The sequence below is a fragment of the Microbacterium rhizosphaerae genome (assembly GCF_034120055.1).
Lineage (GTDB): Bacteria > Actinomycetota > Actinomycetes > Actinomycetales > Microbacteriaceae > Microbacterium > Microbacterium rhizosphaerae.
The window spans coordinates 681,932-708,032 of record NZ_CP139368.1 but is presented as its reverse complement, the minus strand read 5'-3'; the positions used below and the strand labels follow the sequence as shown (position 1 = coordinate 708,032).

Sequence of the window (26,101 nt, the reverse complement as noted above, 5' to 3'; positions counted from 1 at the left end):
GGGACATCCTCTGGGGCGCGTCAGGCGAGCGCGGCCGCCGCAGCCTCGTCCTCCGTGGTCGCGACCAGCTGACCGCAGGCGCCGTCGATCTCCTTGCCGCGCGTGTCGCGCAGCGTCGTCGGTATGCCCGCGTCGTTGAGGCGGCGGACGAACTCGTCCTGAACGTGCTTCTCGGACGCCGTCCAGATCGAACCCGGAGTCGGGTTCAGTGGGATCGGGTTCACGTGCACCCAGCCGCGGCCGCGGGCGTTGAGCTTGTCCGCGAGGAGGTCGGCGCGCCAGGCGTGGTCGTTCATGTCCTTGATGAGCGCGTACTCGATCGAGACGCGGCGGCCGGTGCGCTCGAAGTAGCCGCGCGCGGCATCCAGCGCCTCGTCGACCTTCCAGCGCGAGTTCACCGGGATGAGCTCGTCGCGCAGCTCGTCGTCGGGGGCGTGCAGCGAGAGCGCGAAGGTCACCGGGATGTCCTCGTCGGCGAGCTTCTTGATGGCGGGTACGAGACCGACGGTCGAGACCGTGATGCCGCGGGCGCTCATCCCCATGCCGTGCTTCTTGTCGGTCATCACGCGGACGGCCTGCATCACGCGGGCGTAATTGGCGAGAGGCTCGCCCATGCCCATGAAGACGATGTTGGTCACGCGCTCCTCGTCGTGCCCCACGCCGCGGGGATCGCCGAGCCCGCCGGCGCGGATGAGCGCGTTGGCACGCACGACCTGCTCGATGATCTCGGCGGCCGACATGTTGCGGGTGAGCCCCGCCTGGCCGGTCGCGCAGAACGGGCAGTTCATGCCGCAACCGGCCTGGGACGACACGCACAGGGTGATGCGCCCGGGGTAGCGCATGAGCACCGACTCGACGAGCGCTCCGTCGTGCAGGCGCCAGAGGAACTTGATGGTGTCGCCGCGATCGGTCTCGAGCCGTCGCACCTCGGTGAGCAGGAGCGGCAGCAGTCCCGCGACCAGCTCGTCGCGACCGGATGCCGGCAGGTCGGTCATGTCCGCGGCATCCGACGTGTAGTGGTTCAGATAGTGCTTCTCGAGCTGCTTCGCGCGGAAGCCGGGCATCCCGAGCTCCATCACCTTCGCGACGCGCTCGTCGGGCGTGAGGTCGGCGAGGTGCACCGGCGGCTTGCCTCGGCGGGGACTCGCGAACTGCAGCAGCGGCCGGCCGTCGGCATCCTTCTTCTGCGACCAGCCCTCCGTCTTCGGCCGCACCTGGGGTGCAGCCGCATCCGCCGGGCGGGCCTTCGTGGGGCGGACGGGAGGGGTGTCGGTCATACGTCCAGGCTACCGGCGGCCACTGGACGAGTGCCGGGTGCCCTCATCCCCCTTGCGCGAGCCCTCATTCGTTTCCCGAACCCTCACTCGAATGAGGTCGATCGGGTATGGGCTCGGGAATCGGGGGTGGGCTCGCGACGGTACTATCCTGGCGCGATGGTGCCCACCGACCACCTCCTCGCCTTCACCGCCGCGGCGCTCGTGCTGATCGTGATCCCGGGCCCGAGCGTGCTCTTCACGATCGGCCGCTCCCTCGCCCTCGGCCGCATCGGCGGCCTGCTGAGCGTGCTCGGCAACGCCCTCGGGCTGCTGCCCATCATCGCGGCGGTCGCCTTCGGCATCGGCGGCATCGTCGCCGAGTCGGTTGTGCTGTTCACGATCCTCAAAGTGGTCGGCGCGCTCTACCTCGCCTATCTCGGCGTGCAGGCGATCCGGCACCGCAAGGAGCGCGCGGCCGCCGCCGCGGAGATGCCGCGGTCGCACGGGAAGCAGCTGGGTCAGGGCTTCGTCGTCGGCATCACGAACCCGAAGACGATCGCCTTCTTCGTCGCCGTGCTGCCGCAGTTCGTCGATCTGAACGCCGGCATGGTCCCGACGCAGATGATCGAGCTCGGCCTGGTCTTCTTCGTTCTCGCGCTGCTGTCCGACGGCACGTGGGCCCTCATCGCGTCTGGGGCGCGGGACTGGTTCGGCCGCTCCCCGCGGCGCATGGAGCGACTGACCGCGACCGGCGGCGGGATGATGATCGGACTCGGCGGCATCCTGCTCTTCACCGGCTCGAAGTCCTGAGCCTCCGAGCCGGTGTGCGCCCGGCTGCTACAGGAAGATGTCCGGGAACAGCTCGTCGTCGGGTGTGCCCGGCGCAGCCGCGTAGCCCGAGAAGTCCGTGATTCCGGCCGCCTCCAGCACGTCCTCGACGATCAGCGTCTGCCCCGTGTACTCGCGCGCCGGCTGCTGCAGCACCTCGTATGCAGCGTCGGCGTAGATCTCCGGCGTGCGGCTGACCTTCATCATCCGGTCGCCGCCGAGCGCGAACTGCACGGCCGCCGTCGCGATCGTGGTCCGTGGCCACAGCGTGTTGGCGGCGATGCCGTCGTTCGCGAACTCGGCGGCGATGCCGAGGGTCGCCATCGTCATGCCGAACTTCGCCAGCGTGTAGCCGGTGTGCGCGCCCAGCCAGCGCGGTGTGATGTTCAGCGGCGGCGACAGCGACAGAATGTGCGGGTTCGGCGCCTCCTTCAGCACCGGCAGCGCCGCGCGGCTGAGCATGAAGGTGCCGCGGACATTGACGTCCTGCATGAGGTCGTACTTCTTCGCGGCGAGGTCGAGCGAGCCGGAGAGGTCGATCACCGAGGCGTTGTTCACGACGATGTCGATGCTGCCGAACTCGCCCTTCGTCTCGAGCACGGCGCGGGTGATGTCGTCGTCCTCGCGCACGTCGCCGACGATCGCGAGGGCGTTGCCGCCCGCATCCCGGATCTGCTGGGCGGCCGTGTGCACCGTGCCTTCGAGCTTCGGGTGCGGGGTATCGGTCTTCGCGAGGAGCGCGACGTTCGCGCCGTCCCGCGCCGCGCGGAGGGCGATCGCGAGGCCGATGCCGCGGCTTCCGCCGGACATCAGGATGGTCTTGCCGGCAAGCGGGCCCACGCGCCCGGAGGCTCCGGGCGACGCGCCGGCGGCGGCTGGAGGGGGCGTGGGGATCATGGTGTCTCCTCGGTCTTCGGGCGCTGAGGTCGTCGGGAGGATGCGGCGGCGAACGCCGCGACCCGCGCCTTCGCGTCGGCCGTCTCGAAGGCCGCCCCGATCGAGCGCGCCTCCTCGGCGAGCTGCTCCTCGAAGGAGCGGGCGGGCTGCGAGCGCACGAGGCGCTTCGCCTGGCCGTACGCGGCGTATGCGTTGGACAGCCAGAAGCGGGCGACTTCCTCGGCACGGGCCTTCACCGCGGCGGCGATGTCGGCGGCGGTGGACGCCGCACCGTCTGCGCCGACGACCTCCGCGACGAGCCCCCAGTCGAGCGCTTCCTGCGCGGTGAGCAGGCGATCCTGCAGCACGAGCTGGAGCGCTCGGCGCTGGCCCACGGCGTGCGCGAGCTGCGCCGACACCGAGAGGTCGGGCGTCAGGCCGATGTTCGCGTACAGGCTGCCGATGCGTGAGTCGGCGCCGATGATCGCATAGTCCGAGCACATCAGGATGCCGAGTCCGCCGCCGGCGGTCGTGCCGTGCGCGGCCGCGACGACCGGGATGGACGACTCGGTGAGCGCCCGGATGCCGCGGTTGATGACGCCGGCGAGCTCCTCGATCTGGCTGCCGGAGCCCATCGTCTGGGCCATGTCGAGGACGTCGCCGCCCGCGCAGAACGCGGGGCCCGCGGCATCCAGCACGATCGCACCGACGTCGTCGCGACTCGTGGCCGCGACCGTGACCTCGGCCCACGCGTGCGCGAGCTCGGCGTTGAACGCGTTCAGTCGCGTCGGCCGGTTCAGGGTGAGCCGGGCCAAGCCGTCCTCGACGGAGAAGAGGATCGGGCTGTCACTCATCGCGGTGCCATCCGGATCGCGCCGTCGAGGCGGATCGTCTCGCCGTTGAGGTAGCCGTTGTCGACGATCGCCATGACCATGCGCGCGTATTCGTCGGGCCGGCCGAGGCGTGCGGGGTGCGGCACCTGCTGGCCGAGCGAATCCTGCGCCGCCTGGGGGAGGCCCATGAGCATCGGCGTCTCCATGATGCCGGGGGCGATCGTGCACACACGGATGCCGTAGCGGGCGAGCTCGCGCGCGATCGGCAGCGTCATCGCGTGCACGCCGCCCTTGCTCGCCGAGTACGCCGGCTGGCCGATCTGGCCGTCGAACGCGGCGACGCTCGCGGTGTTGACGATGACGCCACGGTCGCCGTCCGCGGTCGGCTCGGTGCGCGACATGTACGCGGCCGCCTGGGCGATGACGTTGAACGTGCCGACGAGGTTGATGCGGATGATCCGCTCGAAGTCCGCGAGCGACGAGGGCTTGCCGTCGCGGTCGAGCACCTTGGCGGGCGGGGCGATGCCCGCGCAGTTGACGACGGCACGGAGGGGGCCGGCGGTGGATGCGGCATCCACCGCGAGTGCGATCTCTTCGGGGCTCGTGACGTCGGCGGGGGCCCAGATGCCGCCCAGTTCGCCGGCGACCTCGAAGCCCGTCGAGGTGGGGAGGTCGACGATCGTGACCCGGGCGCCGGCGGCTGCGAGGCGCTCCGCCGTGGCCTTGCCGAGTCCGCTCGCGCCGCCCGTGACGAGGGCTGCGGCTCCTGCGATGTCCATGCGCTCTCCTTCGAACTGCCAGGGTTGGGATCGCGTGTCAGTCTAGGCGAGACTCGGTGTCACCGCGGACCGCATCCGATCCCCACCAGGCTACCGATGGGTGTTCACTGGAACGTATGGAGATCCGGATCGAGCGCGTGTACGAGGATGCGTCGCCCTCGGACGGATTCCGCGTCCTCGTCGACCGGCTGTGGCCGCGGGGTCTCTCGAAGGAGCGGGCCGCCCTCGACCTCTGGGCCAAGGAGGTGGCGCCCTCGACGGAGCTGCGCAAGGCGTTCCACCACGACGACATGTCGTGGGACGCCTTCGCCGCCGCCTACCGCGCAGAACTCGCCGAGAACCCCGCGGTCCCCGGGCTGCGGGAAGAGCTGGATGGGCACGGCGTCGTGACGCTGCTGCACAGCGTCCACGACGCCGAGCACAACCACGCCGTGCTGCTGCGCGAGGCTCTCATCGACCGTGCCCTCGAGCCTGGAGCCGCGACCGAGTGACGATCCCGATCGAGCCGGTCGCCGTGCCGGCCGCCGTGCGCGAACTCGCCGGCGCGGCGCCGGTGGATGCCGTCTGGCTCAACGAGCTCGGCGGGAGGACGTTCCGCATCGGCGACGGCCGCTACGTCAAGTGGCAGCCGTACAACGTCGAGACGTCGGTGATCGACGAGGTGCAGCGGCTCGAATGGGCGCGTGCGTTCACGCCCGTGCCGCGCGTGCTCGAGGTCGGCGCCGACCACGAGCACGAGTGGCTCGTGACGCAGGCGATCCGCGGGGAGTCCGCGGTCGCGCCGCTGTGGATCGCGGAGCCCGCCGTCGCCGTTCGCGCCGTCGGCGAGGGCCTGCGCGCGCTTCACGACGCGCTCCCCGTCGACGAGTGCCCCTTCGACTGGAGCGTGGCGACGCGCATCCGCGGCGCGGAGGGCCGCGGCATCCCGATCCCCGAGACGCTGCGCGACCCGCCCGCGATCGACCGCCTCGTCGTGTGCCACGGGGATGCGTGCTGCCCGAACACGCTCCTCGGCGACGACGGCCGATGGACGGCGCACGTCGACCTCGGCTCGCTCGGCGTCGCCGATCGGTGGGCGGACATCGCCGTCGCATCCATGAGCACCGAATGGAATTACGGGCCGGGCTGGGCCGACGCGCTCATCGAGGCATACGGAATCCCGCCCGACCGCGAGCGCCTCGCGTATTACCGCGACCTGTGGAACGCCATGTGATCCGGCGAGGCCCGCTCAGCGGCGGACCACGGACGGCGTCGAGGGATCCTTCCGGTTGACCGGCCCCTCGAAGAGCTGCACGACCTCTTCGACCGACTTTCCCTTCGTCTCCGGCAGGAAGAAGTAGACGAAGAAGATGCCGACGACGCACAGGATCGCGAACACGATCATCGTCCAGCCGAGGCCGATGCCCACCTGCATGAGCGGGAAGGCGAGCACGAGCCCGTAGTTCGCCAGCCAGTCCACCGCCGCCCCGATCCCGGATGCGCGGCCGCGCACCCCGGTCGGGAAGACCTCTCCCTGCAGGAGCCATCCGGTTCCGCCGATGCCGATCGCGAAGCACGAGATGAACAGCGCGAAGCCGATCATGATGACGACGAGCTGAGCGACACCGGAGAGGAACGAGGCGCCCCACGCTCCGATGACGAGGAAGACCGCCATGCCGATGTAGGCGCCGATCGCGAGCCGGCGGCGTCCGACGGTGTCGATGAAGCGGAACGCGAAATACGTCGCGATGACGTTGACCACGGCGAGGATGCCCGCCGCGACCACCCCGGAGATCTCCGACTGGATCGCGGACGTCCCGTGACCGGCGAAGTACGGCGTGAGCAGGTGGGGGCCGTAGTAGAACGCGACGTTGATGCCGGTGATCTGCTGGAGGACGAAGAAGACGCACACGACGAGGAGGGCGCGCTTGACCGGACGGGTCCACGTCGTCTGGTGCTCGGCCCGCGTCTTCGCCTCGTGCGCCGCCACCGCCTCGGCGTGGACCTGTGCCGGGGTGACGTCCATTCCGAGGGTCTGGAACGCCTTGAGCGCCTTGTCCTCCTTGCCCCGTTCCAGCAGCCAGCGCGGGGACTCCGGCATCCTGGCGCGCATCGCGAGCGAGATGATCGCGGGGATGAATCCGACGCCGAGGAGGATGCGCCAGTCCACGCTCTTCGCGGCACCGGGCGCGATCCACAGCACGATGAGCGCGATCACGTAGGCGGCCAGGATGCCGATCGTGATCATCCACTGCTGGATGATCGCGAGCGAGCCGCGCCTGCGCTTCGGCGCGAACTCCGAGATGTAGGCCGTCGCGATCGCGGAGTCGGCGCCGATCGCGATGCCGATGATCAGCCGCCCGATGATGAGCGTGACCGGCTCGAACGCGAACGCCGAGATGAGCGACCCGAGCGCGAACAGGCCGGAGTCGATGAGCAGCAGGGACTTGCGACCGAAGCGGTCGGTGAGCGGCCCCGCCGCGAGAGCCCCCACGAACGAGCCGAGCGACGCGCCGGCGACGATGACGCCGATGGCGAGCGGACTGAGGGTGAACGGGAGGAAGACGAGGGCGGAGCCGATGTTCGCGGAATCGAACCCGAACAGGAATCCGCCGATGGTGGCCAGAACCGCCAGGTAGATGTAGAACCGGCCGATGTCGCGTGTGTCGAGCGCCTCCAGGAGCCCGGCCTTCGTGTTCTCCATGCCCCGGGATGCTACGCCGATCCGGTCAGCCTGGAAGGGGGTTGCGAAGCACCTGGAAGCGGCCTAAACGCCGCCGCCGTCAGCTCCAGACGAAGCGGAAGGTGCCGAGGGCGACGGCGACGCTCAGCGCGACGACGATGATCGCGACGGCGCCTGTGAGGGCGACCGCATCCCGGTGCCCCACCGTGGACCGCCGCGCCCATGTGCGCGGGATGCCAGAGCCGAACCCGCGCGCCTCCATCGCCGTCGCGAGTTTGGTGCCGCGCCGGACCGCGAACACGAGCAGCACGAAGGCCATCGAGACGAGACGTCGGAGCGCTCCGCGATCGCCGACGCCGCGCGCGCGACGTGCAAGACCCATGCTTCGCCAGTCGTCGAGGAACAGCCCGAGAGTGCGGGCCCCGGCGAGCACACCGAGCACGAAGCGGCTGGGCAGATGCGCGACCTGCGCCAGACCGTCCGCGAGCTCGGTCGGATCCGTACGGCCGAACAGGAGGATCGTCGGAAGGGCGAGCGCGAAGACGCGCAGGCTCACGGCGATCGCGAGGACGATCGAGCCGCTGCTGATGGTGGCGTAGCCGAAGCTCCAGTAGACCTCGCCGGACGGCTGCGCGTAGAGCAGCATGCTCACGCCGGCGATCGGGGCGAAGAGGACGACCGGCAGGATGCGACGCGCGACGGCCGCCGGAGCGAGGCCGGTGAGCGGGATGCAGAGCAGCTCGAGCACGATGACGAGCGCCGCGCTGGTCGCGTCGATCGACGCCATGAGCGGAACGGCCAGGATGAGCGCGGCCACGACCTTGGTGACGGGATTGACCCCGTCGAGCCAGGCGCGGCGCGCGGGAGCCTCGACGAGGGTCATGCGTGGACCTCGGCCTCGAAGGCGACCCGCTGCCCGCCGAGGTGGTGGACGACCCCGCCGTCGTGCGTCACGGCGACGATCGACGTGCCCCGCGCGATCTCGTCCTGCAGCAGGCGCACGAGCTCGATCCATCCGGTCCGATCCTGGCCGAACGTCGGCTCGTCCAGGACGACGACGGGCGGGGATGCGGCGAGCACCGTCGCCACGGACAGCCGCCGCTTCTGCCCGCCGGACAGGGTGAAGGGGTTGACCAGGGCGAGCGGTGCGAGGTGCAGGCGCTCGAGCAGCTCGTCGACGATGCGGTCGACCTCCGCCGCGGGGCGCTTCAGCGCCCGCGGACCCACCGCGAGCTCGTCGCGCACCGTCTGGGCGAGGAACTGATGCTCGGGCTCCTGGAACACCGTGCCGATGCGGGTGAGCAGCTCGCGGGATGTCCAGCGGATGGGGCGCCGGCCCGACCGTCCGGCGAGATCGGGCGCGGACTGGATCTCGCCTGCGGCCTCGGGCAGGAGCCCGGCGAGGGTCAGCGCAAGAGTGGACTTGCCGACGCCGTTCGGACCCGTGACCACGGTGGCTGCGGCGCGGGGGACCCGCAGATGGATGCCGCCGCGTACGACGGTCCGGCCGTCGCGGCTGATGGCGAGGTCCTCGGCGGAGAGCACGGCATCCGTCCCGCTCGGCACCGGATCGAGCACAGGAAGCTCGATCGCGTGCCCCGGCACCCAGACCCCCGCCGCCGCGAGCGCGGCGCCGTGCCGCGCGAAGACCGCGTCCGGAGTGCCGTCGGCCACGAGGCCTCCCCCGGCATCGAGCACGATCACCCGCGTCATCAGGTCGACCCACGCCTCCGTGCGGTGCTCGATCACGACGAGGGTCGCGCCGGACTCGCCGACCGCATGCTCGACCGACCGCCGGACCTCGTGGACGCCGTCGGGGTCGAGGTTCGCCGTGGGCTCGTCGAGCAGCAGCACTCCCGGCCGCATCGCGAGCACGCCCGCGATCGCGAGCCGCTGCTTCTGGCCACCCGACAGCGCGTTGGTGGCGCGGGAGGGCGGCACGTCGAGTCCGACCGCCTCGAGCGCCTCGGCGACACGGGCGGGGATATCGGATGCCGGCACCCCGAGGTTCTCGCATCCGAAGGCGACGTCGTCGCCGACCTTGGACAGGACGATCCCGGTGTCGGGGTCCTGGAGCACGAGTCCCACCCGCCCGCGATGGGCTTCGGGCCGTTCGCCGTCGACCAGCAGAGCGCCGGTCTCCTCGCCCTCGTCGGCACCGCCGAGCAGGCCTGCGATCCCGGCGAGCAGGGTCGACTTCCCGGAGCCGGAGGCTCCGAGAAGCAGCACCCGCTCGCCGGGCTCGACGGTGAAGGTGACATCGCGGACGGCGGGCGCGCGGCGGCCGGCGTACCGCCAGCCCCAGCCCTCCGCGGTCAGCCGTCCCGCAGGGATGCGGGTCATGTCAGACCTCGCGGCGCGCTTCCCGCCCGGCGGCGAAGCGGCTGAGGGCCCCCGTGGCGGCGAGCGCCCGGACGAGCAGCCACCCGACGAGTCCGGCAAGCAGTGCGCCGGAGACGAGGATCGTGCCGAGGTAGATGAGGTTGAACTCGAGCGACTTCTGGATGTTCGCGCCGGGGCCGTAGAAGAGCTCGAAGACCCACGAGCCGACGCCGGCGACGGCGCCCGCCAGCATCGAGACCGGCAGCGTGAACCGGGCGTACAGGAAGATCGCGAAGACGAGCTCCGCCCCCACGCCCTGGACGAAGCCCTCGAACACCGTCGAGACGCCCCACACGTTGCCGATGAGCATCGACACGACCGACGCGATCACCTCGACGAGGATCGCGGCCCCGGGTTTGCGGATGACGAGGCCGCCCATCACTCCGCCGAGCAGCCAGATGCCGACGGCGATGCCGCCGAGCCCCGGGGTCAGGGCATCCATCGCGGTGAACCAGGCATAGCCGATGGTGTTCCATGCCCAGAAGATCAGCCCGATCGCGACGCCGAGCACGGCGGCGACGACGATGTCGACGACTCTCCAGCGGAGTCGCCCGGGGCGGGCTGTGGCGGCGGACGTTTCGGCAGGCGCGGACGCGTGCATATTCCTCTCCTCCCTGCGCTGGCATTATCCAGATCAGGTTCGACGGTCGAAGCCGGGTGCTTCCTCTCAGCCCAAGCGGGCTCCCGTGTGTGTGGGGAGAGTATAACCCGCCTGTCCAGTAGGTTTGGGTCGTGCTTCCCACGCCCTCTCCCGACGCCGCCGGTGCAGTGCCCGGCGCCTCCGGGCGTGCGGCTTCCTCCGCCGGGGGGGACGGGGACGTCACGGCGTCGACGATGCCGCTGCTCGCGCCCTCGCCCGTGTCCACGACGTCGACGACGGTGCCGGCGCCCTCGCCGACGGCGCTCGCGTGGGTGGATGAGCGCGTCTTCGCCGCAGGCCGCTCGAGCTCGACCAGCTGGCTGGCCGAATCCGACGGCGACCTCCTGGCCGAGCGTCCGCGACGCTCCGCGCTGCGTCCCGTCACGGTGCTGCCGATCGTGGTCGTGCTGCTCCTCGTGCTCGCCTACGTCGGCGCCGCGGCCGCGTGGCCGCTGGACGCCCTCCGCCCGCAGGTCTCGCCCGCGGCCGTCGACGGCGTCGCTGCCGCGGCCGCCGCCCCGGCATGGCCGACGCAGGGCAGCGCCGCCGTCGCGGTGGACGGATTCGGCGCACCCCTCGCCTCGACGCAGAATGCGACCACCATCGCGAGCATCACCAAGGTCGTCACGGCCCTCATGGTGCTCGACCAGAAGCCGCTCAAGGTCGGTGAGCAGGGTCCGTCCTATCGGATGACGTCGGCGGATGCCGCCACCTACCGCCGCATGCTGAACGCCGGCGAGTCGGTCCTCAAGGTCCCCGTGGGCAGCTCGCTGAGCGAGTACCAGCTGCTGCAGGGGATGCTCATCGGCTCCGCGGGGAACTATGCGGCCAAGCTCGCCGGATCGATCTGGGCGAACGACTCCGACTTCGCCGGCGCGGCCGGCGTGTGGCTCGGCCAGCACGGCCTGAGCGGCATCAGCCTGGTCGGGCCGACGGGCATCAGCAAGCTCAACAAGGCGGACCCGGCATCCCTCATCCCCCTCGGCAAGCTCGCGATGGCCAATCCCGTGATCGCCGAGATCGTCGGCACGAGATCGGTCACCCTCCCCGGCGCGGGTCTCGTGCAGAACACGAACGAACTCCTGGCGGAGCCGGGAGTCGTCGGCATCAAGACCGGCACCCTGGACACCTACGACCTCCTCGCCGCGAAGGATGTGACCGTCGGCGACACGAAGGTCCGCCTCTACGCCACGACGCTGGGGCAGGCCGACGACAAGGCACGCGTCGCCGCGGCGAACGCCCTCTTCGCCGAGCTGCAGAAGGAGCTGACGCCCTTCACGTCGGTGCCGAAGGGCACGAAGGTCGGAACGGTCACGACGAAGTGGGGCGAGACGGTCCCGATCGTGACGACGTCCGACGCGGATGTCGTGCTCTGGAACGGAGCCAAGGGGACGGTCGCCACCGACTTCGCCCTGAAGGATGCCGCGACCAAGGGCGACAAGGTCGGGACGCTGAGCGTCGCCGGACCCGTCGACAAGGCGTCGTCGGATGTGGCGCTCGCGGCGGACCTCGACGGCCCGAGCCTGTGGTGGCGGCTCACGCACCCGCTCGCGCTGCTCGGCGCGAGCTGACCCTCACGCTGCCTCAGACGAAGCGAACGGTGGCCTGCAGGCGCGTGCGCACGTCGAACAGCTCGTTGCCGCCGATGTCGCGCCCTCCGCTGATGCCCCGGCGCAGTGCCGTCGACAGGCCGGATCGGCTGACGACGGCGACCGGCACCCCACGGATGCGTCCGAGCTCCGTGATGGCCTGGGGCAGATCCTCGTCGGGCAGCACGACGAGCGCCGCACCGAACTTCACGCGGCCCGCACGGGCGATGAACCGCGCACGCGCGAGCAGGCGCGTCACCGGCGCACCGACGACCGCCGGTCCGACGATCTCGCCGCGGCGGAATCCGACCGGACCGCCGAAGTCCTCCGACATCACGGCGTAGAGTCCGCTCGGCCCGAGAACGACGTGGTCGAGCTTCTCCTCGGGGTCGCCGTCGGTCGCGACGTCGTGCCACACGGTGTAGCCCATGCCGAGGTCGCCCACGGTCCGAGCGGTCGCCTCCTCGGCGAGCGCGTCGGCGAGGAGGCGCCGCACCTCGAACGGAGCAGTGCGGACGAGGGCAGGATCGTACGGGTCGGGGAGCTCGACGCCGCGCCCGGCCCACTCCCGGATGAGGGTCAGGTACCGCTCGCGGCGCCACCCGCCGGGCTGCCCGAACGAGCGCGCACGGGGGCGGGTGTCGGGGCGGGCTGCGGGCGCACGCCATCCACCCCACTCCGGGGCGGCGGCCGCTGCGAAACCGTGCCCGCGATCGTAGGCGGCACGCGCATCCGTCGTGCCGAGCAGCTGCCACGCGAGCTGGACCTGCACGAAGAGCGCGGCGTCTCCCCCGGTGTCCGGATGCGTCACGCGCAAGCGCAGGCGATACGCCTTCCGGAGCGCCTCGTCGTCGACGTCGGGCGTGACGCCGAGGATCTCGTAGGCGGATGCGGAGAGCGGACTGTCGAACATCTAGCCCTCCCCGCGCCCCCTCGACCCGTCGCCGCCGCGCAGGGCGGAGCCGCCCGGGCCCGTCGCCCCGTGGCCCCAGAGCGGCACGTGCGGCACGTACGCGAGGGCGGATGCGGCGATATCCGGCGCGACCTCCTCGATCGTGGCCGGCTGCCAGCGCGGCGAGCGGTCCTTGTCGACGAGCTGCGCGCGGATGCCCTCCGGCAGGTCGGGCTGCGTGTGGGCGAACCACAGCACGAGGCCGTACTCCTGGGCGAGGGCCGCACGCACGTCCGGCAACTCGCGTGCGCTCCTGATGGCGCCGAGCGTGACGGCCAGAGAGGTGGGCGACAGCTCGGCGAGGGTGTCGGCGGCCGCGGATGCATCGGCCTCGGGTCGCGCACGCAGCCGCTCGACGATCTCGGCGACCGTGTCGGCCGAGAAGGCGTCGTCGATCCAGGCGCGGGCCGCCTCGAGCTTCGAGGGCTCGGGCGTCTCGTCGAAGAGCAGCACGAGCTCGGACGTGCCCGGGTCGGCGCGCGTCTCGAGCGCGTCGAGGAAGGCCGGCAGGCTCTCCGACGGGACGAGGGTGTCGGCGAGTCCCGCGTAGATCGCGTCCGCGGCATCCATCACCGCTCCGGTCAGGGCGAGGTACTCGCCGAGGCGGCCGGGAGCGTGGGCGAGCAGCCAGCTGCCGCCGACATCGGGGGTGAGGCCGATGCGGGTCTCGGGCATCGCGAGGCGCGAGCGTTCCGTCACGACGCGGATGGATGCGTGGCCCGCCAGGCCGATGCCGCCGCCCATCGTGACACCGTCGGCGAAGGCGACGACCGGCTTCGGATATTCGGCGATGAGGTCGTTCACGGCGTACTCGACGCGGAAGAACTCGCCCGTCGCATCCGCGTGCCCGCCGAGGACCATCTCGCGCAAGCTGCGGACGTCGCCGCCCGCGCAGAAGCCGCGGTCGCCGGCGCCGTCGAGGAGGACGACATCCACCGACGGGTCGTTCCGCCACTCCTCGAGCGCGGTTCCGATCGTCCGGAGCATGTCGACGTCCAGCGCGTTGATCGCGCGCGGGCGGTTCAGGGTGATGCGGCCAAGTCCCGCGCGGGCGCGGACGAGGACCGTCGGTTCGTCGTCGGTCACGACGCAACGCTACCGCCGGGTGCTGTGTGCGAGCGTGTTGCGCTGCCTCGCCCGCTCGGAGCGCGAGCGCGAAGCCGACGAGAGGCGCGCCGGAGGGGGCGTGTCGTCACGCGCGAATCACCCTGTCCGGGCGGGGCTTTTCCGGCAGGATAGGGGGAACGCCCGCGACGACGGAGAGGTGCCGCATGCCCGAAGGACTGGTGCTGGAGTTCGCGCGTCTCAGCAAACGGTTCGGCTCCGTGCATGCGGTCTCCGACTTGACGGCGAGAGTCGAGCCGGGTGCGGTCACCGGCTTCCTCGGCCCGAACGGCGCGGGCAAGACGACGACCCTCCGCATGCTCCTCGGACTCGTCCGGCCCTCCTCCGGCACGGCCACCATCGGGGGCGCCCCCTACGCGACGCTGAAGAAGCCCCTGCAGACGGTCGGGGCGGTGCTCGAAGCATCCAGCTTCCATCCCGGTCGCACCGGAGCGAACCACCTGAAGATCTACGCGCAGGCGGCGGGCCTCTCGCGCTCGCGCATCGACGAGACACTCGGGCTCGTCGGTCTCGCGGATGCGGCGGGGCGCAAAGTCGGCGGCTATTCGCTCGGGATGCGCCAGCGCCTCGGACTCGCGTACGCCCTGCTGGGCGACCCGGGCGTCCTCGTGCTCGACGAGCCCGCGAACGGGCTCGACCCCGAGGGCATCAAGTGGCTGCGCGGCTTCCTGCAGCAGCTCGCCCGCGAGGGCCGCACGGTTCTGGTCTCCTCGCACCTGCTCACGGAGGTGCAGCAGACGGCGGACGCCGTGCTGATCCTCGCCGACGGGCGGCGCGTGTTCAACGGCTCGATCTCGGACCTCGTCGATCCCGAAGAGCAGGTCACGGTCGTCGACTCGGGCGACCGCGCGGGGCTCGTCGCGGCCCTCCGGGACGCCGGGATCGCATCGGAGGTGCTCCGCTCGGGCGTGACGGTTCGCACCGCCGACCCCGCCGAGGTGGGCCGTGCCGCGGCTGCCGCCGGCATCCCGCTCACCGCGCTGCAGCGTCGCGGACCGGCCCTCGAGGAGGTCTTCCTCGATCTCGTGAGCGGTGTCCGGGTGCACCCGAGCGCCGATGCGGGTCACGACGATCGCACGACGTCGGTGGACGCTGCCGCGGCGGTGTCCCGGGCCTCCGCGTCCTCCGAACCGGCGGCCGCGGAGCCTGCAGCCGCTGAAACCCCCGAGGCTGACGCCGCAGCCGACGATGCCGTGATCACCGGCGGAGTCGTCGTCGCCCCCACGATCGCGGCAGCCGCCGAGACCCCGGACGAACAGACCGAATTCGATGCGCCGGCGCCGGATCAGGATGCCGACGTGCCGACGGCGCTGACGGAGCCGGAACCCGAGCCGCAGCCGGAACCCGAGCCGGAACCCGAGTCGCAGCCGGAGCCGGAACCCGAGCCGCAGCCGGAACCCGAGCCGGAACCCGAGCCGGAGCCCGAGCCGGAACCCGAGCCGGAACCCGAGCCGGAGCCCGAACCCGCACCGGCACCGCGGCCCGCCTTCGCCGTGGCCGGCACGGGCGTGATCGACATCGTCGCGACGCCCCTGCCGCCCGTCCACGAGCAGCCCGAGGAGGAGGAGCCCGAGGAGGAGCCCGAGGAGGAGGACTCCGAGGGCGACGAGCCCGTGGAGGAGGAGCCCGAGGGCGACGAGCCCGAGGATGACGACGAGGAATCGGACGACGTCGAGTCCGCGTACGTGACGAACTCCGCACACGCCGGCGAGGACGAACGGACCGAATCCGATCTCGCGGCCGATGCGTTCTTCGCCGCTTTCGACCGCGGTGAGATGCCCTCGGATCCGGCGGACGCAGGCGACGATTCCGCGCCGAGCGACGATTCCCCCGAGCACGCCGAGCGCCCGGACGAAGACTCCGAGAGCACCGACGCCCAGGCAGACGGCCCAGACGAACACTCCGAGAGCCCAGACGAGCACTCCGCCGAAGTTCGCCACGACGAGGAAGGGGCCGAGCGATGAGCCTGAGTACAGCCAGCCGGTCCGAGATCACGAAGCAGTTCTCCACAGCCGCGTGGTGGGTGCTCGCACTCGTGCTCGTCATCTACGTGGGCAGCACCGCCGCGGGGCTCGGCGCCGTGCTCGGCGCATCCGCCGCGGGCAAGCTCTCGGGTGCGAACGCGCCGCGGCTGCCTGCCGACACCATCGTCCCCGTGCTGTACAGCCTCGCCGCGTCGGTCGGATACGTCTTCCCGCTGCTGATCGGCACCCTCATGGTGACGGCGGAGTTCCGCCACAAGACGCTGACCCCCACGTTCCTCGCGACGCCTCGGCGCGGCCTCGTGCTCTTCGCGAAGGTCCTCGTCGGCATCCTGCTCGGCGCGCTCTACGCGGTGTTCGCGGTGATCTCCACCGTCGGTCCCGCCGCCGGCGTGCTCACGGGCTTCGGCATCGACGCGAAGCTGGGCGAGACGGACACGTGGGCCCTGCTCGGCCGGATCGTCCTGGCCTTCATCGTGTGGGCCCTCGTGGGCATCGGCGTCGGCACGCTGGTTCGCAACCAGGTCGCCGCGATCGTCATCGTGCTCGCGTTCACGCAGTTCTTCGAGCCGATCGCACGGGTCGCGGCATCCTTCGTCACGGGCCTGTCGGACGTCACCCGCTTCCTTCCCGGGGCGGCGAGCGACACCCTCGTCGGGCAGAGCATCTACAACTCGGCCCTCGCGAGCCCGGGCGGCACGCAGGCCGCGGCGAGCCACCCGCTCGAGTGGTGGGTCGGCGGACTGGTCCTGCTCGGCTACGCCGTCTTCTTCCTCATCCTCGGCTACCTGGCGAGCTGGCGCCGCGACGTCAGCTGAGCGCGCTTACTCCGCGACGAGTTCGGCGACGTCGGCCGGCTCGTCGCCGAGGTCGCCGGTGGCGAGCCGCAGTGCCTGCACGAGCGAGATGCCGTGGCGCGTCGTCAGCATGATCCGCTGGAATTCCGGGTGGCCCTCGAGGTCGATGACGACACTCGGCTTGCGTCCGCGCAGCAGCACGAAATCGCGGCCGCCCGCGGACTTCCACGAGCCCGCGGCCAGGGCGACGGGCAGGTAGGTGCCCGGGTCGGGGACGCCGCGCAGCCACGTCCACGCATCGTCCGTCAGCTGCACCTTCGCGATCGTGGACCGTTCGATGGTGATATTCCGGCGACGGAACGCGACCGCCCGCTCAGTGCGAGAGAGCACGACCTCCAGCTGCGCGGAATCGAGCAGCAGCGTGACCATGCCCCTAGTCTGCCAGCGCTCCTCCCGGGCGGGACCCCGGTTTCCTCACGGAGCGGCAACGATCCTGGACCGGCCTCCGACCCGTGCGCACTCTGCACGGTGCAAGACTGGGGTGGTGACCCTGTTCGCCGACATGGACCGCATCGACAGCGACATCGAAACGGTTCTGGATGCCGCCGCGCGGGGCGAACGGGTCGAGGCCGACGAGGCCGAGATCCTGCTCCACGCACGCGGCGACCGGCTGGAGCGCCTGCTCGTCATCGCGTCGCAGACGAGGGATGCGGGGGCCGCCGCATCCGGCCGCCCCGACGTCATCACGTACTCGCGCAAGGTGTTCATCCCGCTGACGACCCTGTGCCGCGACCGCTGCCACTACTGCATCTTCGTCGACACGCCCGGGCAGCTGCGCACGCTCCACAAGCCGGTCTACATGACGTCGGAGCAGGTGCTCTCCGTCGCACGCCAGGGCGCCGCGCTCGGCTGCAAGGAGGCTCTGCTCACCCTCGGCGACCGCCCGGAGGAGCGCTGGCCCGAGGCGCGCGCCTGGCTCGATGAGCACGGCTACGCCTCGACGCTCGACTACGTCGGCGCGATGGCCCGCCTCATCACGGCCGAGACGGGTCTGCTCGCGCACCTCAACCCCGGCGTGATGTCGCACGATGAGCTCGTCGCCCTCCGTCCGACGGCGCCGTCGATGGGCATGATGCTCGAGACCACGTCCCGGCGCCTGTTCGAGGAGCCCGGTCAGGTGCACTACGGCTCGCCCGACAAGGATCCGGCGGTCCGCCTCGCGGTGATCGAGGATGCCGGTCGCGCCCGCATCCCGTTCACGACCGGTGTGCTCATCGGCATCGGCGAGACCGCGCACGACCGCGCGGAGTCGCTCGTCGCGATCCGCGACGCGCATCAACGGCACGGGCATGTGCAGGAGGTGATCGTCCAGAACTTCCGCGCCAAGGACCACACGGCGATGCGCGCGGCGGCGGATGCCGAGACCCTGGAGTACGTGGCCGCCGTCGCGGTCGCCCGGGTCGTCATGGGACCGGACATGCGCATCCAGGTGCCGCCGAACCTCTCGGATCCGACCGAGCTGGAGCTCCTCGTCCGCGCCGGCGCCGACGACTGGGGCGGCGTGTCGCCCCTCACCGCGGATCATGTGAACCCCGAACGACCGTGGCCGCACCTCGACGACCTCGCCGCGAGGACGGCGGAGCTGGGGTTCGAGCTGCGCGAGCGCCTGACGGCCCAGCCGCCGTACGTCGTGTCGGCTGAGGAGTGGATCGATGAGGGACTGCGTCCGCAGGTGCTGTCCCTGGCCGCCCCTGACGGCCTCGCGGCAGTCACCCCCGCCGCCGCATCCCCCGCCGCATCCGCGAACCCACATCCGATGCCCGAGCCCTCATCCGATTCGCGCACAATCGATGTGGGCTCGGGAATGAAGCGTGGGCTCGCGGCCAAGGCGCTCATCGAGCGGGCCGCCGCATCCCCCGCCTCTCTCGACGACGCCGAGTGGGGCAGTCTGCTCCTCGCTGCCGGCGAGGACCTCGATGCACTCGCGGCGACGGCGGACGACGTCCGGCGGTATACGGTCGGCGAGGCGGTCACGCTCGTCGTCAACCGCAACCTCACGTCGACCGGCTTCCGCGCCGCGCTGGGCTCCGATCCCGATCCGGCGACCTTCACCCTCGACGACGTCACGGCGATCGCGATGGATGCCGCGGCCCTGGGCGCCACCGAGCTGTGCGTGCAGGGCAGGCTGCCGGCATCCGAAGACCCGTCCGCATATGTCGAGATCGTGCGGGCCGCCCGCGCCGCGGACCCCGCACTGCACCTGCACGCCTACCGCCCGCAGGATGTGTGGGACCTCGCCGACCGCGGCGGACTCGGCCTCGACGCAGCGCTTGGCGCTTTGCGCGACGCGGGCGTCAACACCGTCCCCGGCACCGGCGTCAAGGTGCTCAGCGAGCGCGTCCGCAGACTCGTCGCACCCGGCGACCTCGAGATCGACCGCTGGATCGAGGGCATCACCGCCGCCCACCGCGCGGGCTTCCGCTCCACGAGCGTCCTGTTCTACGGCCATGTCGAGACGGCGGCCGAGCGCATCGCGCATCTGCGCGAGCTGCTGCGCATCCAGGCCGACACCCGCGGGTTCGCGGAGTTCGTGCCGATCCCCCTGCCCCGTCCGGACGGCGGCGTGCCGCTCGTCCCGGGACGCAGTCCGCTCGACGAGCACCGCGCGATGGTCGCCGTCGCGCGGCTCATGCTCAGCGGGTCGATCCCGCACATCCAGATTCCGTGGACCCGCCTCGGGCTCGATGCATCCGGCGTGCTGCTGCGCTCGGGCGGCGACGACCTCGGAGGAGTGCTCCTCGACGGCCGCGTGAAGCCGGCGGCGGGCATCGAGCACGGCCTCGAGCTGCCCGTGAAGGACGCGGCGGCGCTCGCCGCCCGGATGTTCCGGCCGTTCCGCCTGCGCACGACGGACTACCGGTGGGTCGCTCGATGACCCTGACCCTCCCCACACCGCCTCCGGACGCCGCCGGCGCGTCCCGCGGAGCCTCTGGGCGCGTAGGCCCCTACGAGGCGGTCGTGGTCGGCGCCGGCTTCGCCGGTCTCGCCGCCACGATGGCGCTGCGCCACTCGGGCATCGACGATGTGCTGGTCCTCGAGCGCGCAGCATCCCTCGGCGGCACGTGGCGCGACAACACGTACCCGGGAGTCGCGTGCGACATTCCGAGCCACCTGTACGGCTTCGCGGACCACCCGAACCCCGACTGGTCCGGCGTCTATGCGACGGGCCGGGAGATCCGCGCCTACCTGGAGCGCGTCGCCGCTGACGAGGGCATCGTCCCGCGGCTGGAGAGCCCGCTCACCGCCGCGGCGTGGGACGACGAGTGGGGCGTGTGGCGCCTCCACATCGGGGGACCGCATCCCGTCGACGTCACCGCACACGCCCTCGTCCTCGCCTGCGGGCGGCTCACCGAGCCGCGCATCCCGGATGTTCCCGGGCTCGCGGAGTTCGACGGACCGGTCTTCCACTCGTCGCGCTGGCGGCACGACATCGACCTGGACGGCGCGCGGATCGCGGTCGTGGGCACCGGCGCGAGCGCCGTCCAGCTCGTGCCCGAGCTCGCCCGCACCTCCCACGTCACCCTGTTCCAGCGCAGCCCGGCGTGGATCGTCCCGCGCGGCGCCCGTGCGTACACGCACGCCGAGCGCCGCCGCTTCCGCGAGCGCCCCGAGCTGCTCGCAGCGCTGCGCGAGGACCTCTTCACCGAGGGCGAGGCGCGCTTCGCATCGCGATCGGGGGATGCCGCGGCATCGGCCCTCGCCCGCGATGTCGCCCTGGACCACCTGCACGACCAGGTCTCCGAGCCCGCGCTGCGCGCGAGCCTCACGCCCGGCTACGCCTTCGGGTGCAAGCGCGTGCTGCTCAGCGACGACTTCTACCCCGCCGTCGCGTCCGACGCCGTCACGCTCGAAGCCTCGGCGCTCGCGTCCGTCGAGGGCGGCACGCTCGTCGCCGCCTCGGGCCGACGGCACGAGGCCGACGCCATCGTCTTCGCCACCGGGTTCGTCTCGACGCAGCAGCCCTACGCAGACCTCGTGACGGGCGAGCACGGCACGCTGGCCGAGCACTGGTCGGACGGCATGACGTCGTACGCCTCGACGATGGTGAGCGGCTTTCCGAACCTCTTCGTGCTCGACGGCCCCAATGCGTCGCTCGGACACAACTCGTCCGTGCTGATGATCGAGGAGCAGGCCGCCTACCTCGCGCGCACGCTCGCTTTCCGCTACGAGGCGACCCTCGACGGCGTGCTGCGCGTCGACCCCGCGGCCGAGCGCGCCTACACCGCCGAGATCGACCGGGCCGCGGCATCCACTCCCTGGATCACCGGCGGATGCCGCAACTGGTACGTCGACGAGCGCTCCGGCCGGCTCACCCTGCTGTGGCCGGGGACGGTCACCGCGTTCCGCCAGCGCCTGGCCCAGGCCGAGGGGTCGGAATTCCTCCCCGCGCCCACGCGTGCGGGCTCATCCCCCCTTCAGAAAGAGGTCGCATGATGGTTCGACAGGCTGACCGGCAGCAACCGCTGCGGTTCGGATACAAGGCATCGAGCGAGCAGTTCGGGCCGAACGAGCTCATCGAGTTCTCGGTGCTCGCCGAGGAGATGGGCTTCGACTCGGTCTTCCTGTCCGACCACTTCCAGCCCTGGATGCACGACGGTGGGCATGCCCCGGCCGCGCTGCCGTGGCTCGGCGCCGTCGGCGCGCGGACCTCGCGCGTGCTGCTCGGCACGTCGGTGCTGACGCCCACGTTCCGCTACCACCCGGCGGTCATCGCGCAGGCCTTCGCCACCCTCGCCGTGATGTACCCGGACCGGATCATCCTGGGTGTGGGCACCGGCGAGGCGCTCAACGAGGTCACGCTCGGCCTCGACTGGCCGGAGCCGCCTGAGCGCTTCCAGCGCATGAAGGAGGCCATCTCGCTCATGCGCGCACTGTGGGAGAACGAGCGCGTCACGTTCGACGGCACGTATTACTCGGTGAAGGATGCGACGGTCTACGACCGCCCCGAGAACCCCGTGCCGATCTACATCGGCGCCTCCGGTCCCGCCGCGACACGGCTGGCCGGTCGCATCGCCGACGGTTACATCACCACGAGCGGCAAGGACCCGTCCCTGTACACGGACACGCTGCTGCCGGCGCTGCGCGAGGGCATCGAGAAGGCCGGTCGCGCCACAGGCGCCGTGGACACGCTGATGGAGGTCAAGGTCTCGCACCATCCCGACCAGGAGGTCGCCCTCGAGAAGACGCGGTTCTGGGCGCCGCTCGCACTGTCGGCCGAGGAGAAGCGCGACGTGCACGACCCGATCGACATGCAGCAGCGCGCCGCCGAGCTGCCGATCGAGCGCGTCGCCTCGCGGTTCATCGTGTCGACCGACCCCGACGAGCATGTCGAGGCGATCGGGCGGTACATCGACCTCGGCTTCCGGCACCTCGTCTTCCACGACCCCGGTTTCGATCAGCCCGAGTTCCTGCGGATGTACGGGGCGGAGATCCTGCCGCGTCTGCGCGCACGGTACGGGGAGTGACGCCGCCGGCGCGTTCGGGATTCAGTCTCGACGGTGGGCGTCGGCGCCCGATCCCGCGGCCCGAGGCGAAGGCGAGGTGCCGGAATCGACACGCAGACTGAATTCCGGACGGAGTGGACCGTCGTCATCCCCGTCAAACGCGCGGATCACGGCAAGTCCCGGCTGACGGTGCCGGGTGCCGGGCGCGCCGAGCTGGCTCGAGCGATCGCACTGGATACGATCGCCGCCGCCGTACAGGCAGCGCGGGTCGTCGTGGTGACCGCGGATCAGACGATCTCGGCCGAGGCGGCACGGCTCGGCGCACGCGTCGTCGACGACCCCGGCGGCGGGATCGATGCGGCTGTCGCCGCGGGTGCGCCGGCCGGCGGGTTCCGCGCCGCACTCCTCGGCGACCTCCCCGCCCTGCGCCCGGAGGATCTGGCCGCGGCGCTCGCGGAGGCGACCTCCGTCGATCGGGGCGTGGTCGCGGATGCCGAGGGCACCGGCACGACTCTCGTCACCGCAGCCCCGGGCACGCCGTGGGCGAGCGCGTTCGGCGCCGGCTCGTTCGCACGCCACGTCGCGCTGGGCTGCGTGCCGCTGGCGGTCCCGGATGCCTCGACCCTCCGCCGCGACGTCGACACGGTCGAGCAGCTCGACACCGCCGTCGCCCACGGGATCGGTCGGCGCACGGCCGCCGCGCTGGGTCTCGCGTCGTTCCGCGTACGCGCGGCACGCCCCGAGGACGTGGCGGCGATGGCCCGGGTGCATGTGCGGTCGTGGCAGGAGACGTACCGCGGGATGTTCCCCGATGCGGTGCTCGACGACCCCGGCTTCGTGGAGCGTCGCGAGCGGATGTGGGCGAACGCCGTCGCCGACACCGGCAGAGCGCGCCCCGCGGTCGCAGAGGTGGACGGAGAGATCGTCGGCATCGCGCTGTCCGGGCCCTCCGAGACCGCGGATGCGCAGCGCCAGCTGTACGTGCTCTACCTGCTCGCCGCGCATCAGGGCACGGGCGCCGCCGCCGCGCTGCTCGAGGCCGTCGTGGCCGCGGAAGAGGACGTCATCCTGTGGGTCGCCGACCCGAACCCGCGCGCACAGGCGTTCTATCGCCGGCACGGGTTCGCGGCCGATGGATCGGCGAGGATCGAGATGGACGTGCGGGCGATCAGGATGCGCCGCCGGCCCGACTGAGCCCGCTCACCGCCGGAGGGTCGAGATCATCTCGTGCAGCGTGTCGATCTTGGCCTCGAGATCCTTGATGTGGGCGACGGTCGCCGCCTGCTGCGCGGCATCCTGCACCGCGATCTTCTCGATGATCCAGGCGGCGAACGTGGCCGTGACGATACCGAGGAGGGCGATGCCGCAGAACATCAGCGCCGCCGCGATCAGCCGGCCCTGCGGCGTGATGGGCACCTCGTCGCCGTAGCCGACCGTCGTCACGGTGACGACGGCCCACCACAGGGCATCGCCCAGCGTCTTGATGGCGGCGCCGGGCGCCGGGCGCTCCGCATCCAGGACCGCGAGCGCCGCCACGAAGATCAGCAGGGAGGCGGCGCCCGCCACGTAGGTCGTGATGCGGCCGCGGAACGCGACCCCCGCGGTGCGGTCGAGTACCCGCAGCAGGGTCACGAACCGGAGCGCGCGCAGCGGTCGCAGCATCGGCAGCACGACGACGGCGAGGTCGAAGAGGTGGCTGCGGAACCACGCGGCACGCGGTTTCGCGAGGTAGAGGTTCATCCCGTAGTCGAGGAGGAACAATGCCCAGGTCAGCCCCTGGATGACCTCCGCCAGGATCAGGGCGGAGCCCTGGAGGTCGGCGATCACCTCCCAGGCGTACGCGACGAGGAAGACGAGGGCCGCCACCACGAGCGGCCATTCCATGGCTTTCTGCCAGCGCTGCTGATCCATGGCCGAATCGTACGACCCGAGCCCGGCGGGCGGGGAGTGTCCTCAGGCCGCCGCATGCGGCAGCGCGGGCAGCACCATCTCGAACCGGCAGCCGCCGTCGACGTTCCGCGCGTGCAGGTCGCCGTCATGGGCGACGACGATCCCGCGGGCGATCGCGAGCCCGAGCCCGGCGCCGCTGGAGCGTCCCCAGAGCGGAGCGGGGGTCCGGGACTCGGCACCCCGCCACCCCGCGCGGAAGACATTCTCGAGGTCGGTCGGAGGGATGCCACCGCCCTGGTCGACGACGCTCAGCACCGCGTGGCCGTCGGCGTCGACCTCCGTCTCGACGGCGACGGCGGTCCCCGGCGGCGAGTACTGGATCGCGTTCAGCAGCAGGTTCGAGACGGCGCGGCCGAGCTCCCGCGCGTCGCCGCGGACCAGCGCATCCTGATCCGGCGACTCGCGGATCGTGACGCGCCGCGTCTCCGCCAGCACGCGCAGCTCCGCGACCGCGTCGCTCACGAGGTCGTGCAGCGAGACGGTGTCCATCGCGAGGATCAGGCGGCCCGATTCGATCTTCGACAGTTCGAACAGGTCGTCGACGAGATCGGAGAGGTGGTCCACCTGCAGGCGCATCTGGCGGTGGAACCGCTGCGGGTCGTCGGCGAGTCCGTCCTCCAGGGCCTCCGCCATGGCCCGCAGGCCCGCGAGCGGCGTGCGCAGATCGTGCGAGATCCACGCGATGAACTCGCGGCGCGACTGGTCCATCGCGTCCACTTCGGCGTGGGCCTCCTCCAGCCGGAGGCTCGTGCGGGCGAGCTCCTCGGCGACGGCGGCGAGCTCGGAGCCCGAGGCATCCATCGGCACGATCGCCCCGTCCTCGCGCGCGCCGCCGAGCGATGCCGCGAGCCTGCGCACCCTGCGGGCCTGACGGACGAAGGTCACGGCCAGCACCGCGGCGACGCCGAGCGAGACGAGGGCGGCGATGCCGGCCACCCACAGGCTCACGACCAGGTCGTGGGGCGAGAGGAACATCGCCTGCGCGACGGCGACCATCCCGACGGCGACCGAGAGCGTGCCGGTCAGGACGACGATCGACACCTGCACCGCCATCGGCGCGCGCCGCGCGAGCCGCAGCGCGACGAGCCCGATCGCGCCGACCACCAGTCCGCAGACCACGGCGATGCCGACGATCGCGCCGAGGTCGCCGGCGCGGATCATGCCACGCCCGGTGTCGAAGACGGCGCCGGCACGAGCCGGTAGCCGACGCCCCACACAGTCTGAAGGATGAGCGGATGCGTGGGGTCGTCCTCGACCTTCTCCCGCAGCCGCCGCATCGTCACGGTGACCGTCGACAGGTCGCCGTAGCTCCATCCCCACACCGCGCCGAGCAGCTCCTCGCGTGTGAACGCGCGCTCCGGATGCTTCAGCAGGAACGAGAAGAGGTCGAACTCGCGGGCGGACAGCGCGAGGGGCACGCCGTCCTTCTGCACGAATCGCGCAGACGGATGCAGCGTGAACGCGCCGAGGTCGAACGGCGCCTCCGGCGCATACTCGGCAAGACTGCGGCGCAGCACCGAGGTCACCCGCAGCACCAGCTCGCGCGGAGAGAAGGGCTTGGTGAGATAGTCGTCGGCACCGGCCTCGAGGCCGTCGATCCGGTCGTCGGTCGCGCCGAGCGCGGTCAGCATGATGACCGGGATGTCGTGCTCGGCGCGGATGCGCCGGCAGACCTCGACGCCGTCGATCCCGGGCAGCATCCGGTCCATCACGATGAGATCGGGCAGCCGACGCGCGACGAGGTCCATCGCACTGAAGCCGTCGGGGACCTCGTCGACGATGTACCCGGCGTCCTCGAGATACGTGCGCACCACCTCGCGCACCGTCTCGTCGTCCTCGACGAGCAGGATGCGCCGATCCGTCAGCTCGCTCGTCGCCGCCTCGGTCCCCATGCGCTCAGGATAGGTCCGCCGTACCGCGGGTGTCCGCGCAATCCCGCGTCTGTC

24 protein-coding genes and 1 riboswitch are annotated in these 26,101 nt (G+C 71.6%); of the genes, 10 read left to right on the top strand and 14 right to left on the bottom strand.

Features of this window, described 5'->3' with window-relative positions; translation table 11 throughout:
• Positions 1 to 20: 20 nt before the first annotated feature.
• Entirely contained in the window at positions 21 to 1,277 is a 1,257-nt protein-coding gene (rlmN, locus tag SM116_RS03275; protein ID WP_320943035.1) for a dual-specificity RNA methyltransferase RlmN, read from the bottom strand.
• 156 nt (positions 1,278 to 1,433) lie between these two features.
• Here rlmN and SM116_RS03270 point away from each other — a divergent pair, with 156 nt between their 5' ends.
• Positions 1,434 to 2,066: a LysE family translocator gene (locus SM116_RS03270; RefSeq protein ID WP_320943034.1), complete on the top strand. Its 633-nt coding sequence runs from the start codon at positions 1,434 to 1,436 to the stop codon at positions 2,064 to 2,066.
• Positions 2,067 to 2,093: 27 nt separating this feature from the next.
• Here SM116_RS03270 and SM116_RS03265 read toward each other — a convergent pair whose 3' ends face one another.
• Genes SM116_RS03265 through SM116_RS03255 form a run of 3 tightly spaced genes read right to left on the bottom strand, consistent with a single transcriptional unit; the run spans position 2,094 to position 4,572 of the window.
• On the bottom strand, positions 2,094 to 2,981 hold the full coding sequence (locus SM116_RS03265; protein WP_320943033.1) for an SDR family oxidoreductase: 888 nt from the start codon (positions 2,979 to 2,981) through the stop codon (positions 2,094 to 2,096).
• Positions 2,978 to 3,814: an enoyl-CoA hydratase/isomerase family protein gene (locus SM116_RS03260; RefSeq protein WP_320943032.1), complete on the bottom strand. Its 837-nt coding sequence runs from the start codon at positions 3,812 to 3,814 to the stop codon at positions 2,978 to 2,980. Before SM116_RS03260 ends, SM116_RS03265 begins: the two co-directional genes overlap by 4 nt.
• Positions 3,811 to 4,572, bottom strand: coding sequence for an SDR family NAD(P)-dependent oxidoreductase (locus SM116_RS03255; RefSeq protein WP_320943031.1), 762 nt, complete (start codon positions 4,570 to 4,572; stop codon positions 3,811 to 3,813). Before SM116_RS03255 ends, SM116_RS03260 begins: the two co-directional genes overlap by 4 nt.
• 116 nt (positions 4,573 to 4,688) lie before the next feature.
• On the opposite strand from SM116_RS03255, the gene SM116_RS03250 reads away from it, so the two are divergent.
• A complete protein-coding gene (locus SM116_RS03250) occupies positions 4,689 to 5,063 on the top strand; it encodes a DUF488 domain-containing protein (protein ID WP_320943030.1) in 375 nt (124 codons plus the stop codon).
• Positions 5,060 to 5,785: an aminoglycoside 3'-phosphotransferase gene (locus tag SM116_RS03245; protein WP_320943029.1), complete on the top strand. Its 726-nt coding sequence runs from the start codon at positions 5,060 to 5,062 to the stop codon at positions 5,783 to 5,785. The genes SM116_RS03250 and SM116_RS03245 overlap by 4 nt, the downstream gene beginning before the upstream one ends.
• A gap of 15 nt (positions 5,786 to 5,800) precedes the next feature.
• On the opposite strand, the gene SM116_RS03240 is transcribed toward SM116_RS03245, so the two are convergent.
• From SM116_RS03240 to SM116_RS03225, 4 genes are all read right to left on the bottom strand, one after another.
• Positions 5,801 to 7,255 carry a sugar porter family MFS transporter gene (locus tag SM116_RS03240; RefSeq protein WP_320943028.1) on the bottom strand — a complete coding sequence of 485 codons (1,455 nt, stop codon included), beginning with the start codon at positions 7,253 to 7,255 and terminating at the stop codon, positions 5,801 to 5,803.
• 79 nt (positions 7,256 to 7,334) lie between these two features.
• The gene (locus SM116_RS03235) at positions 7,335 to 8,117 is read right to left on the bottom strand and encodes an energy-coupling factor transporter transmembrane component T family protein (RefSeq protein WP_320943027.1); all 783 of its coding nucleotides are present in this window, start codon (positions 8,115 to 8,117) and stop codon (positions 7,335 to 7,337) included.
• On the bottom strand, positions 8,114 to 9,577 hold the full coding sequence (locus SM116_RS03230) for an ABC transporter ATP-binding protein (protein ID WP_320943026.1): 1,464 nt from the start codon (positions 9,575 to 9,577) through the stop codon (positions 8,114 to 8,116). Before SM116_RS03230 ends, SM116_RS03235 begins: the two co-directional genes overlap by 4 nt.
• Before the next feature lies 1 nt (position 9,578).
• Positions 9,579 to 10,217: an ECF transporter S component gene (locus tag SM116_RS03225; protein ID WP_320943025.1), complete on the bottom strand. Its 639-nt coding sequence runs from the start codon at positions 10,215 to 10,217 to the stop codon at positions 9,579 to 9,581.
• A riboswitch (TPP riboswitch) is annotated at positions 10,210 to 10,314 on the bottom strand. Its footprint overlaps the gene before it by 8 nt.
• A gap of 34 nt (positions 10,315 to 10,348) precedes the next feature.
• On the opposite strand from SM116_RS03225, the gene SM116_RS03220 reads away from it, so the two are divergent.
• Positions 10,349 to 11,827, top strand: a complete 1,479-nt coding sequence (locus SM116_RS03220; protein ID WP_320943024.1) for a D-alanyl-D-alanine carboxypeptidase — start codon at positions 10,349 to 10,351, stop codon at positions 11,825 to 11,827.
• Positions 11,828 to 11,840: 13 nt separating this feature from the next.
• Here the strand turns inward: SM116_RS03220 and SM116_RS03215 are convergent, their stop codons facing one another.
• Together SM116_RS03215 and SM116_RS03210 are read right to left on the bottom strand one after the other, a co-directional pair.
• Positions 11,841 to 12,758: a J domain-containing protein gene (locus SM116_RS03215; RefSeq protein ID WP_320943023.1), complete on the bottom strand. Its 918-nt coding sequence runs from the start codon at positions 12,756 to 12,758 to the stop codon at positions 11,841 to 11,843.
• Entirely contained in the window at positions 12,759 to 13,883 is a 1,125-nt protein-coding gene (locus SM116_RS03210; protein ID WP_320943022.1) for an enoyl-CoA hydratase/isomerase family protein, read from the bottom strand.
• A 185-nt stretch (positions 13,884 to 14,068) separates the two neighbouring features.
• On the opposite strand from SM116_RS03210, the gene SM116_RS03205 reads away from it, so the two are divergent.
• Positions 14,069 to 15,886 carry an ABC transporter ATP-binding protein gene (locus SM116_RS03205; RefSeq protein WP_320943021.1) on the top strand — a complete coding sequence of 606 codons (1,818 nt, stop codon included), beginning with the start codon at positions 14,069 to 14,071 and terminating at the stop codon, positions 15,884 to 15,886.
• Positions 15,883 to 16,722 (top strand): ABC-2 transporter permease, encoded by an 840-nt coding sequence (locus tag SM116_RS03200; RefSeq protein WP_320943020.1) that lies wholly within the window; start codon positions 15,883 to 15,885, stop codon positions 16,720 to 16,722. Before SM116_RS03205 ends, SM116_RS03200 begins: the two co-directional genes overlap by 4 nt.
• 6 nt (positions 16,723 to 16,728) lie before the next feature.
• On the opposite strand, the gene SM116_RS03195 is transcribed toward SM116_RS03200, so the two are convergent.
• Positions 16,729 to 17,130 (bottom strand): hypothetical protein, encoded by a 402-nt coding sequence (locus SM116_RS03195; RefSeq protein ID WP_320943019.1) that lies wholly within the window; start codon positions 17,128 to 17,130, stop codon positions 16,729 to 16,731.
• A gap of 133 nt (positions 17,131 to 17,263) precedes the next feature.
• On the opposite strand from SM116_RS03195, the gene cofG reads away from it, so the two are divergent.
• From cofG to cofC, 4 genes are read left to right on the top strand one after another with little or no spacing between them, the layout of a single operon-like run.
• Positions 17,264 to 19,636, top strand: coding sequence for a 7,8-didemethyl-8-hydroxy-5-deazariboflavin synthase CofG (cofG, locus tag SM116_RS03190; protein ID WP_425563301.1), 2,373 nt, complete (start codon positions 17,264 to 17,266; stop codon positions 19,634 to 19,636).
• Complete coding sequence (locus SM116_RS03185) at positions 19,633 to 21,195, top strand: flavin-containing monooxygenase (RefSeq protein ID WP_320943017.1); 1,563 nt, start codon at positions 19,633 to 19,635, stop codon at positions 21,193 to 21,195. The genes cofG and SM116_RS03185 overlap by 4 nt, the downstream gene beginning before the upstream one ends.
• Complete coding sequence (gene fgd, locus SM116_RS03180) at positions 21,192 to 22,226, top strand: glucose-6-phosphate dehydrogenase (coenzyme-F420) (RefSeq protein WP_320943016.1); 1,035 nt, start codon at positions 21,192 to 21,194, stop codon at positions 22,224 to 22,226. The genes SM116_RS03185 and fgd overlap by 4 nt, the downstream gene beginning before the upstream one ends.
• Before the next feature lie 33 nt (positions 22,227 to 22,259).
• A complete protein-coding gene (gene cofC, locus SM116_RS03175; protein ID WP_320943015.1) occupies positions 22,260 to 23,399 on the top strand; it encodes a 2-phospho-L-lactate guanylyltransferase in 1,140 nt (379 codons plus the stop codon).
• Positions 23,400 to 23,405: 6 nt separating this feature from the next.
• Here cofC and SM116_RS03170 read toward each other — a convergent pair whose 3' ends face one another.
• Genes SM116_RS03170 through SM116_RS03160 form a run of 3 tightly spaced genes read right to left on the bottom strand, consistent with a single transcriptional unit; the run spans position 23,406 to position 26,047 of the window.
• Positions 23,406 to 24,116, bottom strand: coding sequence for a potassium channel family protein (locus SM116_RS03170; RefSeq protein WP_320943014.1), 711 nt, complete (start codon positions 24,114 to 24,116; stop codon positions 23,406 to 23,408).
• A gap of 42 nt (positions 24,117 to 24,158) precedes the next feature.
• Complete coding sequence (locus tag SM116_RS03165) at positions 24,159 to 25,316, bottom strand: sensor histidine kinase (protein WP_320943013.1); 1,158 nt, start codon at positions 25,314 to 25,316, stop codon at positions 24,159 to 24,161.
• Positions 25,313 to 26,047 carry a response regulator transcription factor gene (locus tag SM116_RS03160; RefSeq protein WP_320943012.1) on the bottom strand — a complete coding sequence of 245 codons (735 nt, stop codon included), beginning with the start codon at positions 26,045 to 26,047 and terminating at the stop codon, positions 25,313 to 25,315. The genes SM116_RS03165 and SM116_RS03160 overlap by 4 nt, the downstream gene beginning before the upstream one ends.
• Between the last annotated feature and the right edge of the window lie 54 nt (positions 26,048 to 26,101).

Bases quoted from the DNA above. Each gene is read 5' to 3' on its own strand.
- rlmN (WP_320943035.1), bottom strand. From the start codon at position 1,277: ATGACCGACACCCCTCCCGTCCGCCCCACGAAGGCCCGCCCGGCGGAT.
- SM116_RS03270 (WP_320943034.1), top strand. From the start codon at position 1,434: ATGGTGCCCACCGACCACCTCCTCGCCTTCACCGCCGCGGCGCTCGTG.
- SM116_RS03265 (WP_320943033.1), bottom strand. From the start codon at position 2,981: ATGATCCCCACGCCCCCTCCAGCCGCCGCCGGCGCGTCGCCCGGAGCC.
- SM116_RS03260 (WP_320943032.1), bottom strand. From the start codon at position 3,814: ATGAGTGACAGCCCGATCCTCTTCTCCGTCGAGGACGGCTTGGCCCGG.
- SM116_RS03255 (WP_320943031.1), bottom strand. From the start codon at position 4,572: ATGGACATCGCAGGAGCCGCAGCCCTCGTCACGGGCGGCGCGAGCGGA.
- SM116_RS03250 (WP_320943030.1), top strand. From the start codon at position 4,689: ATGGAGATCCGGATCGAGCGCGTGTACGAGGATGCGTCGCCCTCGGAC.
- SM116_RS03240 (WP_320943028.1), bottom strand. From the start codon at position 7,255: ATGGAGAACACGAAGGCCGGGCTCCTGGAGGCGCTCGACACACGCGAC.
- SM116_RS03235 (WP_320943027.1), bottom strand. From the start codon at position 8,117: ATGACCCTCGTCGAGGCTCCCGCGCGCCGCGCCTGGCTCGACGGGGTC.
- SM116_RS03230 (WP_320943026.1), bottom strand. From the start codon at position 9,577: ATGACCCGCATCCCTGCGGGACGGCTGACCGCGGAGGGCTGGGGCTGG.
- SM116_RS03225 (WP_320943025.1), bottom strand. From the start codon at position 10,217: ATGCACGCGTCCGCGCCTGCCGAAACGTCCGCCGCCACAGCCCGCCCC.
- SM116_RS03215 (WP_320943023.1), bottom strand. From the start codon at position 12,758: ATGTTCGACAGTCCGCTCTCCGCATCCGCCTACGAGATCCTCGGCGTC.
- SM116_RS03205 (WP_320943021.1), top strand. From the start codon at position 14,069: ATGCCCGAAGGACTGGTGCTGGAGTTCGCGCGTCTCAGCAAACGGTTC.
- SM116_RS03200 (WP_320943020.1), top strand. From the start codon at position 15,883: ATGAGCCTGAGTACAGCCAGCCGGTCCGAGATCACGAAGCAGTTCTCC.
- SM116_RS03195 (WP_320943019.1), bottom strand. From the start codon at position 17,130: ATGGTCACGCTGCTGCTCGATTCCGCGCAGCTGGAGGTCGTGCTCTCT.
- cofG (WP_425563301.1), top strand. From the start codon at position 17,264: ATGGACCGCATCGACAGCGACATCGAAACGGTTCTGGATGCCGCCGCG.
- SM116_RS03185 (WP_320943017.1), top strand. From the start codon at position 19,633: ATGACCCTGACCCTCCCCACACCGCCTCCGGACGCCGCCGGCGCGTCC.
- fgd (WP_320943016.1), top strand. From the start codon at position 21,192: ATGATGGTTCGACAGGCTGACCGGCAGCAACCGCTGCGGTTCGGATAC.
- SM116_RS03170 (WP_320943014.1), bottom strand. From the start codon at position 24,116: ATGGATCAGCAGCGCTGGCAGAAAGCCATGGAATGGCCGCTCGTGGTG.
- SM116_RS03165 (WP_320943013.1), bottom strand. From the start codon at position 25,316: ATGATCCGCGCCGGCGACCTCGGCGCGATCGTCGGCATCGCCGTGGTC.
- SM116_RS03160 (WP_320943012.1), bottom strand. From the start codon at position 26,047: ATGGGGACCGAGGCGGCGACGAGCGAGCTGACGGATCGGCGCATCCTG.